This window comes from Subtercola boreus, from assembly GCF_003399635.1.
In the GTDB taxonomy this organism is placed as follows: Bacteria; Actinomycetota; Actinomycetes; order Actinomycetales; family Microbacteriaceae; genus Subtercola; species Subtercola boreus_B.
Genome location: NZ_NBXB01000006.1, coordinates 105,806 through 119,661 on the forward strand (window position 1 = coordinate 105,806; position 13,856 = coordinate 119,661).

A 13,856-nucleotide genomic window follows, 5' to 3' on the forward strand; every position below is an offset into this window, starting at 1 on the left:
GCAAGGATTCTGTGCCTGCTCACATCGTTAACACAACTGAAACATAGCTCCCCCCACTAGGGGGCCAGAAACTGCCTAGGGTGGTCGAACGAGTACGGGCCTGGCCTGTGCCCAGACACTGTTCGTTCACAGATTGAGGTTCCTACGTGAGTAGTTCCCGGCGACGTTCTTCAGCGCCCCAGATCCGTCCATTCTCCCGAAGAGGCGGTGTGGTCGCTGCGGTGGCCGCCATCGCGCTCGCTGTCGCCGGTGCTGCCGGCAGTGCTGCAGCGTTCAGCCCTGCGGCGGCGCCGGCGCCGTCGGCCGCCGCGGCCCAGACCGACAAGGCTGTCGGACTGGTTCCGCTGCCGGGTGGAATCACCAAGCCCTCGACCGACTTCACTGCGGGGCGTTACATCGTCACGCTGACGAACCCTGCGGCTTCGACGTACGAAGGGGGCATCGACGGGTTCGCCGCCACAAAGCCCTCGACCGATGACCAGATGAACGCCCGTTCGGCGCCCGTCACCAGTTACACAGACTTCCTCGCCGGTCGCCAGAAGGATGTCGCGGCCTCTGCGGGCGTCGACATCGACTACTCGTACACGCTCGCTGTCAACGCGTTCGCCGCGGACCTGACACCGGAGCAGGCGTCGGCCCTGACCTCTGACAAGGGCGTCGCCCAGGTCACGCCGGATGACCTCAAGCACATCACTGCGGCTGAACCGTCCACCACGTACCTCGGTCTCGACGGTGCGAACGGTGTGTGGGCCCAGAACGGCGGCGTCGCCGACGCGGGCAAGGGCATCGTCATCGGTGACCTCGACACGGGCATCGCTCCCGAGAACCCGTCGTTCGCTGGGGCCCCGCTCGGCACCACACCGGGCGATGAGCCCTACCTGACCGACGTTGTCGATCCACTCCACAAAGACACGGACATCCGTTTCGACAAGGCGGACGGGAACCCGTTCTACGGCGCCTGCGTCAGTGGTGTGGAGTTCACCGCCGCCGACTGCTCCACCAAGATCGTCGGCGCACGCTACTACCTCGACGGTTTCGGTGCGAAGAACATTGGTACGACAGCCACCGGCGAGTACGCCTCGCCGCGGGACGGCGACGGCCATGGCTCGCACACCGCCAGCACCGCCGGCGGCAACAACGCTGTCGACGCAACGATCGCGGGCAACAGCTTCGGCAACATCAGCGGTGTCGCTCCGGCGGCGAAGATCGCGGTCTACAAGGTCTGCTGGTCGGGTCCCGATCCGGTCAGCCAGGACGACGATGGCTGCAAGACTTCGGACATGCTCGCGGCGATCGACCAGGCCGTGCTCGACGGCGTCGATGTGCTGAACTTCTCCATCGGCGGTGGCTCCGCCCAGACGACAGTCTCTCTCACCGACCAGGCGTTCCTCGGAGCGGCCTCGGCCGGCATCTTCGTGGCCGCCTCCGCTGGAAACTCGGGCCCTGGCGCCTCGACGCTCGACAACGCTTCGCCGTGGTATACGACAGTCGCAGCATCCACCATCCCCAGCTACGAGGCAACCGCCACCCTCGGTGACGGCAGCACGTACGCCGGTGGATCGATCACTGTGCAGCCGGGTGACGAGGCGCCCGTCGAGGGCGACCTCGTGCGCGCCGACCTGGTGAAGGTCGATACCGCTGGCGCCGACGACGCACTGCTGTGCGCACCGAAGTCGCTCGACCCAGCCAAGGTCACGGGCAAGATCGTGTTCTGTGAGCGCGGTGTCTACGACCGCACGGCCAAGTCGGCCGAGGTGAAGCGCGCCGGTGGTATCGGCATGCTGCTGGTGAACAGGACCGGCTCGTCGATCGACCTCGACGAGCACTCCGTGCCCACCGTGCACCTCGACGCTCCGTCGTGGGATGCGACCTACGCCTACGCGGCGAAGGCCGGTGCAACGGTCACGTTCACCAAGGGGAACACCGCAGGCGCCTCGCCCGCCGTTCCCGTGCTCGCCGGGTTCTCCAGCCACGGGCCCGTGGTCGCCGATGGCAGCGACATCCTGAAGCCGGACATCACGGCCCCGGGTGTGGCGATCCTCGCCGCGGCAGCGAACGCCGAAGGCGCGGACCCGACGTGGGAGTTCCTCTCCGGAACCTCGATGGCGGCCCCGCACATCGCCGGTCTCGCGGCCCTCTACCTGGGTGTGCATCCGAAGGCCTCCGTCTCGGAGATCAAGTCCGCGATGATGACCACCGCGACCGACACTGTGTCGTCTGACGGAAAGCCCATCGAAGACGTCTTCGGCCAGGGTGCCGGTGAGGTGACCCCGACGAAGTACTTCAACCCGGGTCTGCTCTACCTCAACGGTGTCAGTGACTGGTACTCGTACCTCGAGGGCATCAGCTACGACGTCGGACGCACCCCGCAGCCGATCGATGCGAGCGACCTGAACCTGGCTTCGATCGCGATCGGTTCCCTCACCGGAACGCAGACGGTCACCCGCACGGTGACGTCGACCGAGGCGGGGACCTTCACGGCCCAGGCGGTCGACGTTCCCGGCATCGACACCGTCGTGACCCCGTCGACGCTCGACTTCTCTGCCGCGGGCGAGTCGAAGAGCTACACGGTGACGTTCACACGAACGGATGCCCCGCTGAACGAGTACACGACCGGGTACCTCACCTGGGCGAACGGCGACCAGACGGTCCGCAGCCCCATCGCGCTGCAGCCCGTTCCGATTGCTGCTCCGCTCGAGGTGGCCGGAACCGGCGCCACGGGTTCGGTTGACGTCTCTGTGACGCCCGGCTCGGATGGCGCCATCCCGCTTGCGGTCGAAGGCCTGGCCAAGGCGGACTTCCTCGTCGCTGGCAACCAGGACCCGAAGATCCCTCTCGATGGACACTCGGCCGTCACTCCGCTGGGCGCTGACGCGACATTCGCCGTCGATATCCCGAAGGGTCTCAGTGCGGCCCGATTCGACCTGAAGTCGATCACGACAGCTCAGGATGGTGGTGACCTCGACCTCTTCGTCGACCATCTCGATGCCAAGGGAAAGGTCATCGCCGAGTACTCGTCGGCGACGGGTTCTGCCGATGAGCGTGTCACCATCGCGGCGCCGGAAGCAGGCAAGTATCTTGTGCGGGCGAATGTGTACGCCATCCCTGACGGACAGAATGCAGCGATGGACCTCAACGCGTACTACGTCACGCCGGACAGCGGGGACGGAGCCTTCACGGCGCCGGCCACCGTCGAGGGAGCCCAGGGTACGCCGGTCAGCTACACCGCATCGTGGTCGGGCCTCGACTACTCCTCGAGGTACCTCGGGCTGGTCTCCTACGGCGACACAGGAGTGTCGACTTTCGTCGATGTGACCACCGAGGCAGCGCCGGCGCCGACTCCGACGCCCACCCCCACCGCGACGGCGGGACCGGTTCCGACCGGTGACCCGGGAACGCCCACGGCGACCCCGGTTCCGGGCAACGGGTCGGGTGCCGGGTCGGGCAACGGAAGTGGGGGACTGGCCAACACCGGTCTCAGCACCATCGTGCCGATCGGTCTGGCAGGCATCCTGCTGCTGGCCGGTATCGCAGCCCTCGTCGTACGCCGCCAGCGCCGCGTCGGCCAGGCGAAAAGCAGCGACGAGTAACCGTCACTGAGTACTGAGGGTCGGGTCTCGCATTGGAGGGTGCGGGGCCCGGCCCTTGTTCGGTGGACAGTAGTTCACACCAGCCCCTAGAGTTCACTCAGGCAACATCCATCCGTGTCCTGTCAAGAGAGAAGCGTGCTCATGCCGAACGATCTGGCTGACGTACGTTTCCTGACCGTCGCAGAAGTGGCCGACATGATGCGGGTGTCGAAGATGACCGTCTACCGGCTGGTGCACTCGGGAGAGCTGCCGGCCATCCGGTTCGGGCGCTCGTTCCGGGTGCCGGAGACGGCGGTTGCCGAGGTGCTCGCGCGGCCCGCTTCCTCCCTGCCCCCGGCCGCGGAGAACCAGCAGGCGCGGTAGTGCGCTAGACTGCTGCGAGGCAATTTTTCCTTCTCGGTTGCGCGCGGCAGCATGTTCTCGCCGGTGTGGCCACTCCCCAATCTTGTGAGGTACATGTGGGCTCCGTAATTAAGAAGCGTCGTAAGCGCATGGCGAAGAAGAAGCACCGCAAGCTGCTTCGTAAGACGCGCCACCAGCGACGCAACAAGAAGTAGCTCCTACTTCAGCCAATCAGCGTCAGAACCGTCTCCTCTCAGGATGATCCGGTCTGGCGCTTTTTGTGTCGGTGCGCGCCGGGTGCGGGGTTGCTGCGCTGCCGGCGCTGCCTCGTCAGGGCTATCACCGGCCAGCCCCGGGTGGATGCCTCAGACCGCAGTCGGTCGTCGGGGTTGACGGCCACCGGATGCCCGACCATCCCGAGCAGCGGCAGGTCGTTCGCGGAGTCGGAGTACGCCCAACAGTCTCTGAGATCGACACCATTCTGCGCAGCGAGGCCTCGCGCAGCCTGCGCCTTGGCGGCGCCGTGCAGCATCTCCCCGTCGAGCCGGCCCGTGAAGATTCCGGCGACCGACTCGAAGCGCGTGCCGAGAGCTCCGGTGAGGCCGAGCCTCTGGGCGATGACCTGCGCGACGATCTCGCCGGTGGCCGAGACCAGCCAGACCTGGTCGCCCTGCTCGAGGTGCGCGTGCGCTTTCGCGACGACGTCGGGCCAGAGCCGGGCGGAGATCTGGCGGTCGTAGACGTCTTGACCGAGCCGCAGCAGCTCGTCTTCGGTGTGCCCGGACAGCATCTGCAGGGTGCGGGTCTTGATGCTCTCGGTGTGGCGCATGTTCTCGCCGACCGAGATGAAGCGTGCCTGTTGCCAGGCGAAGGTCGCGACATCCCGCACGTTGAGCAGGCGCAGGCGCCAGGCGCCGAACCCGACGAAGTACACAGTGGCACCCCGCACGAGGGTGTTGTCGATGTCGAAGAACGCGATGGCGGGGCGTCTGTCGGCGGTGGGCATGGCGCCATGGTAGCGAGTCCGGGTTACAGGCGGTCGCCCGGGGTGCGCCGTGATCTGCCGCGCTAGAGTGAAATCGTGGCCCGAACCGAACTCACCCTCGTCTCGAAGCCGGGTTGCCATCTCTGCGACGAGGCGCGCACCGTCGTCGAGTCCGTGGTCGCCGACCTCGCCGGGCGCGAACCTTCGGTTATCGTCGATGTCCGTGAAGTGTCGATCTTCGATGACCAGGCGCTCTACGACGAACACATCGAAGACATTCCCGTCGTGCTGATCGACGGCAGGGTCCACACCTTCTGGCGCGTCGACCCGGCGCGTCTCACCGCAGCACTCCTGGGAGCCTCATGATCCGTCACGTCGTCACGTTCACCCTCGCCGACCCCTCGCCCGAGAAGCGTGCGGAACAGGCGTTGTTCGTCGCCAGCCAGCTGCGCTCGCTGGTGGGGGTCGTTCACGAGATCATCGCGCTCGACGTGGTGACCGACGTGAACGCGACGCCGGGCAACGCCCACGTCGCCCTGATCTCGGACTACGAAGACCAGGCGGCGCTCGACCGGTACCAGGTGCACCCCGACCACGTACGGGTGTCGTCGTCGATCAAGCCGTTCTTCGCGGCGCGGGCCGCCATCGACTTCGAGGTCTGAAAGCAGCAGCTCCCTCCGTGGCCTGAGCAGCCCGCTTCCCCGCCGCGACTGACCTCTCGTCCACAGGCGCCTCGGACGAGCGTTTCTCCACAGTTCGGGGCCGCGCCCGATCCCAGCGGGCACAGCTCTACCGTTGCGGCATGACAACGCCTCGTGAATCGCTCTGGACGGTTGCTCCAGAAGACCGGCCACGCGAAAGACTCGCCCGGCTGGGCCCGGGTGGTCTGAGCGATGCCGAGCTCGTCGCGCTCGTTCTGGGTTCCGGGATGCCCGGGGTGAACGTTCTCGACAGTGCCGGGTCGCTCCTCCGACAGACCGGCGGTGTCACGGAACTGATGGGCATGACCGTCGGCGAACTGCGGTCGCTGATGGGCGTCGGCGTGGCCACCGCGGGACGGATCGTCGCCGTGGCCGAGCTCTGGCGCCGCGCGAACGATCCGCCGCCGGGTGACGTGCTCGAGACGCCCCAGCATGTGGTGCGCGCGGTGCGGGTGTTCCTCGCGGCGCAGCCCGCGGAGCCGGTCCACGTCGACACCGCGCCTGCGCTCCTGGTTGTGGTGGCTGACAGTGAACTCCGGCTCCGACGGGTGGTGCCGCTCGTCGGTGCGCTGGCGGTCCAGCCGCGGCGGGGGGCGTCGGCGTCCTTGCCCGCGCCTCCACCTCCACGTGTGCCGGCCTCCGCTCCCGCATCTGCACCCATGACCATGCACGCGCTCGTCGCCGCGACCCTCCATGAGGTGCTCTACCGCGGGGGTTCGGCGTTCGCGTTGGCTTTTGTTCCCGGCGATCATCCGGAGCGCACCGACGAGCTCCGCGCCATCCGTGACGTGCTGAAGCTGGCGTCGACGACCGTGGGCCTGCGTTATCTGTCGACGGTCGTCGTCACCGAAGACGATTGGGCGCCCCTCGCATGACCCCGGCCTCGGCCCCGGCCCCCACTTCGTCCCCGGCCGAAGGGACGCACAGCGCTCTTCGGGCCAGGTCTTGGAGCGCTTTGCGTCCCTTGAGGGTGCCTGGAGTCTCGGGTGTGGAGGGCGCGAGGCGGCTAGGGGGTGAGGCGGGTCGGGCCGCGGAAGAGGTAGGTGACCTCGCGGAGGTTGCCCTGGTCGAGCATCAGCATCAGCACGCGGGCGAGGCCCATGCCGAAACCGCCGTGCGGCGGAACGCCGTGGCGGAAGAAGTCGAGGTAGTAGTCGAGTTCCCGCGGATCGAGCCCCTTCTGGGTCGCCTGTGCCTCGAGGATCTCGACGCGGTGTTCGCGCTGCGCTCCGGTGGTGATCTCCGTGCCGCGGAAGATGAGGTCGTAGCTCTTCGTGAGGGCCGGGTCCTCCTCGCTGTGCATGTGGTAGAACGGCCGGATACTCGTCGGGTATTCGGTGAGGAAGACGAACTGGTGCCCGAAGGTCTCCTCGACGTGGGCGGCGATCTGGCGCTCGCCCTCGGGGTCGAGGTCGTCGTCTGCACGGTCGATGACGTGACCGCGTTCGGCGACGATCTGCTTCGCCTCGAGCAGCGGGATGCGCGGGAACGGGATGCTCGGCACGACGATGTCGATACCGAAGAGCTCCGAGATCTCGGCCCCGTGCTTCGCGGCGACGGCGCTGAATCCAGCGACGAGCAGTTCTTCCTGCATCGCCATGACGTCTTCGTGACTGTCTATCCAGCTGATCTCCGCGTCGACACCGGTGTACTCGGTGGCGTGCCGCGAGGTGAACGACGGGTCTGCGCGAAAGACCGGGCCGATATCGAAGATCTTGCCGAACCCGGCCGACTGGGCCATCTGCTTGAAGAACTGCGGGCTCTGGGCCAAGTAGGCGGTCGTGTCGAAGTAGTCGAGCTTGAACAGTTCGGCGTTCGACTCCGAGGGGCTCGCCATCAACTTGGGGGTGTGGATCTCGACGTAGTCGCGGTCGATCCAGTAGGTGCGGAACGCATGTTCCAGCGTCGTCTGGATGCGGAAGATGAGAGCGTTCCGAGGCACGCGCAGGTCGAGGAAGCGCCAGTCCATCCGCTTGTCGATCCCGCTGTCGGCGGCGATGGGCGTGGCGGGGTCGGCCAGAGAGGAGACCGTGAGCGAAGCCAGCTTCACCTCGAGGCCGCCGAGCTTGACCCGCTCGTCGTGCTTCAGCTCACCCGTCGCCGTGACGAACGAGCCCTGGGTGAGAGCCGAGATCGTCGTGGCCGGTTCGTCGGCGATCACGATGCCGTCGGCATCCGACGTACGGGGGTTCACCAGTTGCACGGCGCCGGACTCGTCACGGAGAACGACGAACTGCACCTTCTTCTGGTCGCGGACGGTCTCGACCCAGCCGGAGACCGTGACGGTTCCGTCGGCGAGGGCGGGCAGGTCTTTGATGAGAACGCGTTCAGTCACGGGCACTCATCCTATGCCGTCCGCCCGGACGGACTCAGGGGAGACGGCGGAAATACGCGCGGGTTGCGACGTGGCCGTAGCCGTCGGTAGCGGTCTGGATGATGGCCGCGACGATGCCGACGAGGGCGAGGAGTGCGAAAACGGAGAGAACGATGATGAGTGCCATGAGTGAACCTTTCTGGACTCAATACTTCCCTCGACAACTGTTCAGCACAATCTCATTCATCTTGAGTTTTCATGAAGCAGGGCTACATGGTCGGAGACGCATTCAGGTGGCGGGCAGCTTGGTAAGTTCTACGCTCCGTAGACTTGTCGCTGTGGTAGCCAGCCAACTTCATCTCGTGCGTCACGGCGAGGTCTTCAACCCCGAGCACGTGCTCTATGGGCGCCTGCCCGGATTCGGTCTCTCCGAGCTCGGAGTACGCATCGCCCAGTCGGCCGCAGACGAGCTCGTCGAGCGGGGTCGACCCGTCTCGGCGCTCTTCGCATCGCCGCTCCAGCGCGCCCAGGAGTCGGCCGCTCCCCTCGAACGCGCCTTCGGGCTCGCCATCCAGACCGAGGAGCGCATCATCGAACCGACGAACAGGTTCGAGGGAATGAGCCCTGCGATGCGCAACCGCGCCCTCCGCAATCCGAAGAACTGGCACTGGGTGCGCAATCCCTTCCAGCCCAGCTGGGGGGAGCCCTACGTGAGCATCACCACGCGGATGATCGCTGCCATGAACGACGCCTACGACTCGGTCGAGGGCGGCGACGTCATCATGGTGAGCCACCAGCTCCCGATCTGGTCGACGCATCTCCAGGTCACGGGGCAGCGTCTCTGGCACGACCCCCGCAAACGCCGGTGCAACCTCTCGAGCATCACCTCCTTCGAACGTCGGGGTGCCCGGTTCGTCGAGGTCGGCTACGAAGACCCGGCCGGGTCGCTTCTGGCCGCTGCTGTCGACGACGGGGCGGTCTGAGCTGTGGCACTCTTCGGCATCGACATTCGCGCCAGGAAGCGCGCTGCCCTCGCGGTGGCAGCTGCGGCGATCGCGCTCGGCGTGCTCGCCGGATGCTCGAGCGACCCTTTCGCGGCCCAGTACCGAAGCGGTGACAGCAAGCAGTACATCGCCGGAGACGGCACCGTCACCGAGATCCCCCTCGCCGACCGCGCCGCCCCCGTCTCGTTCACGGGCACCACGGAGACCGGCGCGTCGGTCGATTCGTCGCAGTACCTCGGGCAGGTGCTGGTGTTGAACTTCTGGTACGCCGGCTGCGCGCCGTGCCGCGCCGAGGCGCCCGCACTCGAGACCCTCAACACGAAGTACACTGACAACGGGGCTTCGTTCCTCGGCGTGAACGTGCGCGACCAGGCCGCGACCGCCGTCGCCTTCGGCACCTCCTTCGGCGTGACCTACCCGTCGGTGATCGACACCGACGGTGCCGTGCAGCTCGCGATGAGCGGTGTCGTGGCACCGAACGCCGTGCCCACCACCCTCGTCATCGACAAGCAGGGCCGGGTGGCCGCACGGATCCTGGGGCAGGCGACGGCCCCGAGCATCCTCGACACGCTGATCTCAAGCGCCATCGCCGAAACGAGCTGAGGCGTGGTCAACCCCTTCGCCGACGCCGTGCTGAACGGCCAGCTGATCGTCGCCATACCGATTGCGATGCTCGCCGGTCTCGTCTCGTTCGCGTCGCCGTGCGTACTGCCGCTCGTGCCGGGCTACCTCGCCTATGTGGGCGGGCTGAGCGAGCCGGGTGCCCGTAGCAACCGCCGCCGGGTGCTGCTCGGCATCAGCCTGTTCGTGCTCGGGTTCTCGCTCGTGTTCGTGGCGGCGTCGACCCTCTTCGGTGCACTCGGGGTCTGGCTCCTGGTCTGGGGCGAGGTCATCACCCGGGTGCTCGGCGTGGTGGTCATCCTGCTGGGGCTGGTCTTCATCGGGCAGTTCAGCTTCTTCCAGCGCACCTTCAAGACCACCTGGCGCCCCGCGACGGGCCTGGCCGGCGCTCCCATCCTCGGTATCGTCTTCGGCCTCGGTTGGACGCCCTGCATCGGCCCGACCCTCGGCGCGATCCAGGCGCTGAGCCTCACCGGCGGATCCGCCTGGAACGGTGCCATTCTCGGTCTCTTCTACTGCTTCGGCCTCGGCGTGCCCTTCCTGCTCGTGGCTCTCGGGCTCAACTGGGTCACCCAGACGATCAGCTTTCTCAAGCGGCACATCCGTGTCATCAACATCCTTGGGGGAGTCGGCCTCGTGGTCATCGGAATCCTCATGGTCAGCGGTTTCTGGACTGCCTGGACCTACCAACTGCAGGCGGTGATCACCGGTTTTGTCCCGGCCATCTGACCATTACGACTCACCCGATCCGGCCTTCGCCGAGCGCTCCGCCGGCGGCCCCGTCACCGACGGCTCCGGCGGGCCCGACGGAACCGCCGGTGGCGACATCCTGCAGCCGAAGCTCGGTGTCGTGGGCTGGCTCCGCTGGTTCTGGCGGCAGCTCACGAGCATGCGCACAGCGCTGTTCCTCCTGCTCCTTCTCGCGCTCGCGGCGGTGCCCGGTTCGCTCGTTCCGCAGCGGGCCGCCGACCCGAACGGCGTCACGCAGTACTTCGTCGACAACCCCGACCTTGCGCCCGTGCTCGACAAGGTGCAGGCCTTCGACGTGTACACGTCAGTGTGGTTCTCGAGCATCTACCTTCTGTTGTTCATCTCGCTCGTGGGCTGTGTCATCCCGCGGGCGAAACACCACTTCGATGCCCTGCGGGCGAAGCCGCCGCGCACGCCCGCGAGGCTCTCCCGTCTGGCGGGGTTCCAGCAGCGCGAGGCAGGGCCGGGCACGAACGGTGCCGAGGCGATCGAGGCTGCGCGGGCGATGCTCCGCCGGTCGGGGTACCGCACCGTGGTCTTCAGCGCACCGGGCCGGAACGGCGGCGAGGTCACGTCGGTGTCGGCCGAGCGCGGCTACGCGCGGGAGACGGGCAACCTCGTCTTCCATGCCGCGCTGGTGGGCATCCTGATCACCGTCGGTGTCGGCGGCGGGTTCGGATTCAGCGGCCAGCGGGTGCTGGTAGAGAAGGGTCAGACGTTCGTGAACACGCTCAGCGCCTTCGACTCCTTCAACCCCGGTAGATTCTTCACTGAGAGTTCTCTCACCCCCTACACGATGAAGCTCGACCAGTTCTCTGCCACCTACGAGACCAAGGCCGACGGCGCGTTCGGCCAGCCGCTCGACTACAACGCACAGGTCACGACCCAGGAGCAGGGCGGCGCCGAGCAGCAGTCCGACATCAAGGTGAACTCGCCGCTTCGTATCGGGGGCACAGACGTCTATCTCCTCGGCAACGGGTACGCTCCGACGATCACGGTGAAGGATCCGACCGGGAAGGTCGTGTTCACCGATTCGATCCCCTTCCTGCCGCAGGACGCGAGCCTCACGAGTGTCGGTGTGGTGAAGGTTCCGGATGGCCTCACCGAGCAGCTCGGCATGATCGGGTTCTTCTACCCGACCCAGGCCGTCTCGACCACCGGCGCCTTCTACTCGACGTATCCCGACGACGACTATCCCGTGCTGACGCTAAACGTCTATCAGGGCGACCTCGGACTGAACGGAGGAACGCCCACGTCGGTCTACTCCCTCGACACTGACACCCTCACGCAGCTGACCGGCGGGTCGACGGGCATGAAGTCGATCGAGCTCAAGCCCGGCGACAGCCAGGCCCTGCCGAACGGCCTCGGAACCGTCAGCTTCGACACGGTCTCCCGGTTCGCCTCCCTCGACATCCACCACGACCCCACCCAGGGGTACGTGCTGCTGTTCGCCACGCTCGCCCTGCTCGGTCTGCTCGTCTCGCTCTTCATCCCGAGGCGGCGCGTGTGGGTCAAGGCGACGGAGCGGGACGACGGCACCGTCACTCTCGAATACGCCGGCCTGGCCCGGGGTGAAGACCCTCGGCTCGTGCCAGCCGTCGCCGAGATCGCAGACCGCCACACCAAATTGATCGGCAGCCAACCGCCGCCGGAATCTAACGCTTAGGCTATCCACGTGACCCAAACCATCGATGAGTACTCGGTCTTCTTCCTGTATGCCGCCATGGCGGTGTACGCGATGGCCTTCATCGCATTCGCGCTCGATCTGGCCCGTCGTTCCGCCCAAGTGGGCGCCGGCAACAGGGTCGGTGTCGACGGCTCGGTGACCACCGCCGACGAACGTGTACTCGAGAAGGTCGGTGCGGGCGCGCCTGTTGCTGTGAGCGGATCGGCGGTCGGGGGTGGGTCCGCAGTCGTCGGTGCGGCTCCCGCACGCCGGGGCCTGTTCTCGCGCGGCGGCGGTTCGGCATCCATCGACGGTGGTTCCGGTGTCGGTACGACGAAGCGCTCCCTCAGCCTGCGGCTCGGTGTGGCGTTCACGCTGATCGGGTTCCTGCTCGAAGCGACCGCCGACGTGCTCCGCGGCATCGCGGCCGCCCGGGTTCCGTGGGCGAACATGTATGAGTTCTCGATGACCGGGACCGTGCTGATCGTCGGCGTCTTCCTGGTGGTCATCACCCGAGTCGACCTCCGGTTCCTCGGCACCTTCATCACGGGTCTCGTTCTCATCCTGCTGGGCATCTCGACGGTGAACTACTACGTCGGCGTCTCCCCTCTGCCGCCGGCGCTCCAGTCGGCCTGGCTCGTCATCCACGTCTTCGTGGCCAGCCTCGGCACGGCGTTCTTCGCGCTCGGGTTCGCTCTGTCGGCCATCCAGCTGGTGCAGTACCGCCGCGAGTCGATCGTGGCGGGCGCCACATTCTGGCGCCTGAAGTTCATGTCATCCCTGCCCGACTCGAACCGCCTCGAGAACCTCGCCTACCGGGTGAACATCGTCGGATTCGTCTTCTGGACCTTCACCCTGATCGCGGGCGCCGTCTGGGCCGAACGCGCCTGGGGCCGATACTGGGGCTGGGACACCAAAGAGGTCTGGACCTTCATCATCTGGGTGATCTACGCCGGCTACATCCACGCGCGGGCGACCCGCGGCTGGCGTGGATCCCGTTCCGCGGTGCTGGCGATCATCGGCTTCGCCGCGGTGCTGTTCAACTTCGGCATCGTGAACGTCTTCTTCCACGGCCTGCACTCGTACTCGGGCCTGTAGGCCGCCCGCCTACGCAGGGCTGGCTTCCAGATGCGAATGTGGCCCGAATTGTGGCGCAAAATGTGTACACGTTCGAGATTCTCGGTATACTCTTGTCATGTCTCTCGCGGCTTCTTCCCCCATCCTCCCGAGTCGTGAAGCGCGCACGGAGTTGCCCAAGGCGCTGAAGAGATTTCGCGCCGAGGGGTCGGCCTCGGAGCCTCTGATCTTCGGCTCACATCGTAAGGCCGAGGCCGTCGTCATACCCTTCGAGTTGTACACAGCCCTCCTGCCGGCGATCGAGGAGCTCGAGATCGCCGACTTGGTGCGTGAGCGGTCGTCCGCCGGCTCGTCTGTCCCGCTGAGTGATCTGGCCGATCAGCTCGGCCTCGACGCTGCCGACTACCGGTAGTGGCTGAACGACGGCTTGCGCTCACCAGCTTGCCGGGATTCGCCGACGATGTTCATGCCCTGCCGGATCTCCGAACACGCAAGATGGCTCTCGACATGCTGGTCTTCGTTCGCGACGGCAGAGTGAAGGGTGTGCCTTTGGGGCAGCACTCCCGGATCGGAGACCTGAGCGACTGCTACAAGCTGTACTTCGATCCAGACGGCAGTCAGAAGCCTCGCTACCGGCTTGTCTACCGGTTCACTCCGAACGAAATCGAGGCTGTCGCCCTCGAGGCAGTCGCAGTCGGAGAGCGACGGAACCTGGGTGCGCATCTCCAGGCCGCCAGGAGGCTTGACCGGGTACCCGAGAGTCCGTGACGGGCCTTCGGGTTTGCGCGTCTCGTGCACGCCGCGGC

General features: G+C 66.5%; 16 protein-coding genes. 13 read left to right on the forward strand and 3 right to left on the reverse strand.

What is annotated here, in order from left to right:
* Positions 1 to 209 precede the first annotated feature (209 nt).
* The 3 genes from B7R22_RS01630 (at position 210) to B7R22_RS01640 (ending at position 4,147) form a co-directional block, all read left to right on the forward strand.
* Positions 210 to 3,590, forward strand: a complete 3,381-nt coding sequence (locus B7R22_RS01630) for a S8 family serine peptidase (protein WP_216363346.1) — start codon at positions 210 to 212, stop codon at positions 3,588 to 3,590.
* 141 nt (positions 3,591 to 3,731) lie between these two features.
* Positions 3,732 to 3,953 (forward strand): helix-turn-helix domain-containing protein, encoded by a 222-nt coding sequence (locus B7R22_RS01635; RefSeq protein WP_116281506.1) that lies wholly within the window; start codon positions 3,732 to 3,734, stop codon positions 3,951 to 3,953.
* 95 nt (positions 3,954 to 4,048) lie between these two features.
* Positions 4,049 to 4,147 carry a 30S ribosomal protein bS22 gene (locus B7R22_RS01640; protein WP_003792170.1) on the forward strand — a complete coding sequence of 33 codons (99 nt, stop codon included), beginning with the start codon at positions 4,049 to 4,051 and terminating at the stop codon, positions 4,145 to 4,147.
* 38 nt (positions 4,148 to 4,185) lie between these two features.
* On the opposite strand, the gene B7R22_RS01645 is transcribed toward B7R22_RS01640, so the two are convergent.
* The gene (locus B7R22_RS01645) at positions 4,186 to 4,938 is read right to left on the reverse strand and encodes an HAD family hydrolase (RefSeq protein ID WP_172582142.1); all 753 of its coding nucleotides are present in this window, start codon (positions 4,936 to 4,938) and stop codon (positions 4,186 to 4,188) included.
* A 75-nt stretch (positions 4,939 to 5,013) separates the two neighbouring features.
* Between B7R22_RS01645 and B7R22_RS18730 the strand changes: the two genes are divergently transcribed.
* The 3 genes from B7R22_RS18730 (at position 5,014) to B7R22_RS01655 (ending at position 6,493) form a co-directional block, all read left to right on the forward strand.
* The gene (locus tag B7R22_RS18730; RefSeq protein WP_172582143.1) at positions 5,014 to 5,283 is read left to right on the forward strand and encodes a glutaredoxin family protein; all 270 of its coding nucleotides are present in this window, start codon (positions 5,014 to 5,016) and stop codon (positions 5,281 to 5,283) included.
* Positions 5,280 to 5,579 carry a Dabb family protein gene (locus B7R22_RS01650; protein ID WP_116410072.1) on the forward strand — a complete coding sequence of 100 codons (300 nt, stop codon included), beginning with the start codon at positions 5,280 to 5,282 and terminating at the stop codon, positions 5,577 to 5,579. Before B7R22_RS18730 ends, B7R22_RS01650 begins: the two co-directional genes overlap by 4 nt.
* A 140-nt stretch (positions 5,580 to 5,719) precedes the next feature.
* Positions 5,720 to 6,493: a UPF0758 domain-containing protein gene (locus tag B7R22_RS01655; RefSeq protein ID WP_147305266.1), complete on the forward strand. Its 774-nt coding sequence runs from the start codon at positions 5,720 to 5,722 to the stop codon at positions 6,491 to 6,493.
* 131 nt (positions 6,494 to 6,624) lie between these two features.
* Here B7R22_RS01655 and aspS read toward each other — a convergent pair whose 3' ends face one another.
* Together aspS and B7R22_RS20040 are read right to left on the reverse strand one after the other, a co-directional pair.
* On the reverse strand, positions 6,625 to 7,953 hold the full coding sequence (gene aspS / locus B7R22_RS01660; protein ID WP_116410074.1) for an aspartate--tRNA(Asn) ligase: 1,329 nt from the start codon (positions 7,951 to 7,953) through the stop codon (positions 6,625 to 6,627).
* Between the two features lie 34 nt (positions 7,954 to 7,987).
* Positions 7,988 to 8,119, reverse strand: coding sequence for a hypothetical protein (locus B7R22_RS20040; RefSeq protein WP_301182584.1), 132 nt, complete (start codon positions 8,117 to 8,119; stop codon positions 7,988 to 7,990).
* A gap of 151 nt (positions 8,120 to 8,270) precedes the next feature.
* Between B7R22_RS20040 and B7R22_RS01665 the strand changes: the two genes are divergently transcribed.
* From B7R22_RS01665 to B7R22_RS01695, 7 genes are all read left to right on the forward strand, one after another.
* Complete coding sequence (locus B7R22_RS01665; protein WP_116410075.1) at positions 8,271 to 8,915, forward strand: histidine phosphatase family protein; 645 nt, start codon at positions 8,271 to 8,273, stop codon at positions 8,913 to 8,915.
* 3 nt (positions 8,916 to 8,918) lie between these two features.
* The gene (locus B7R22_RS01670; RefSeq protein ID WP_253258820.1) at positions 8,919 to 9,539 is read left to right on the forward strand and encodes a TlpA family protein disulfide reductase; all 621 of its coding nucleotides are present in this window, start codon (positions 8,919 to 8,921) and stop codon (positions 9,537 to 9,539) included.
* A gap of 3 nt (positions 9,540 to 9,542) precedes the next feature.
* Positions 9,543 to 10,286, forward strand: coding sequence for a cytochrome c biogenesis CcdA family protein (locus B7R22_RS01675; protein WP_437184124.1), 744 nt, complete (start codon positions 9,543 to 9,545; stop codon positions 10,284 to 10,286).
* Positions 10,270 to 11,973 (forward strand): cytochrome c biogenesis protein ResB, encoded by a 1,704-nt coding sequence (resB, locus tag B7R22_RS01680; RefSeq protein ID WP_437184125.1) that lies wholly within the window; start codon positions 10,270 to 10,272, stop codon positions 11,971 to 11,973. Before B7R22_RS01675 ends, resB begins: the two co-directional genes overlap by 17 nt.
* Before the next feature lie 9 nt (positions 11,974 to 11,982).
* The gene (ccsB, locus tag B7R22_RS01685; protein WP_253258821.1) at positions 11,983 to 13,071 is read left to right on the forward strand and encodes a c-type cytochrome biogenesis protein CcsB; all 1,089 of its coding nucleotides are present in this window, start codon (positions 11,983 to 11,985) and stop codon (positions 13,069 to 13,071) included.
* 97 nt (positions 13,072 to 13,168) lie between these two features.
* On the forward strand, positions 13,169 to 13,462 hold the full coding sequence (locus tag B7R22_RS01690) for a type II toxin-antitoxin system Phd/YefM family antitoxin (protein ID WP_147305267.1): 294 nt from the start codon (positions 13,169 to 13,171) through the stop codon (positions 13,460 to 13,462).
* Complete coding sequence (locus tag B7R22_RS01695) at positions 13,462 to 13,818, forward strand: hypothetical protein (RefSeq protein WP_253258822.1); 357 nt, start codon at positions 13,462 to 13,464, stop codon at positions 13,816 to 13,818. The genes B7R22_RS01690 and B7R22_RS01695 overlap by 1 nt, the downstream gene beginning before the upstream one ends.
* The last annotated feature ends 38 nt before the right edge of the window (positions 13,819 to 13,856 follow it).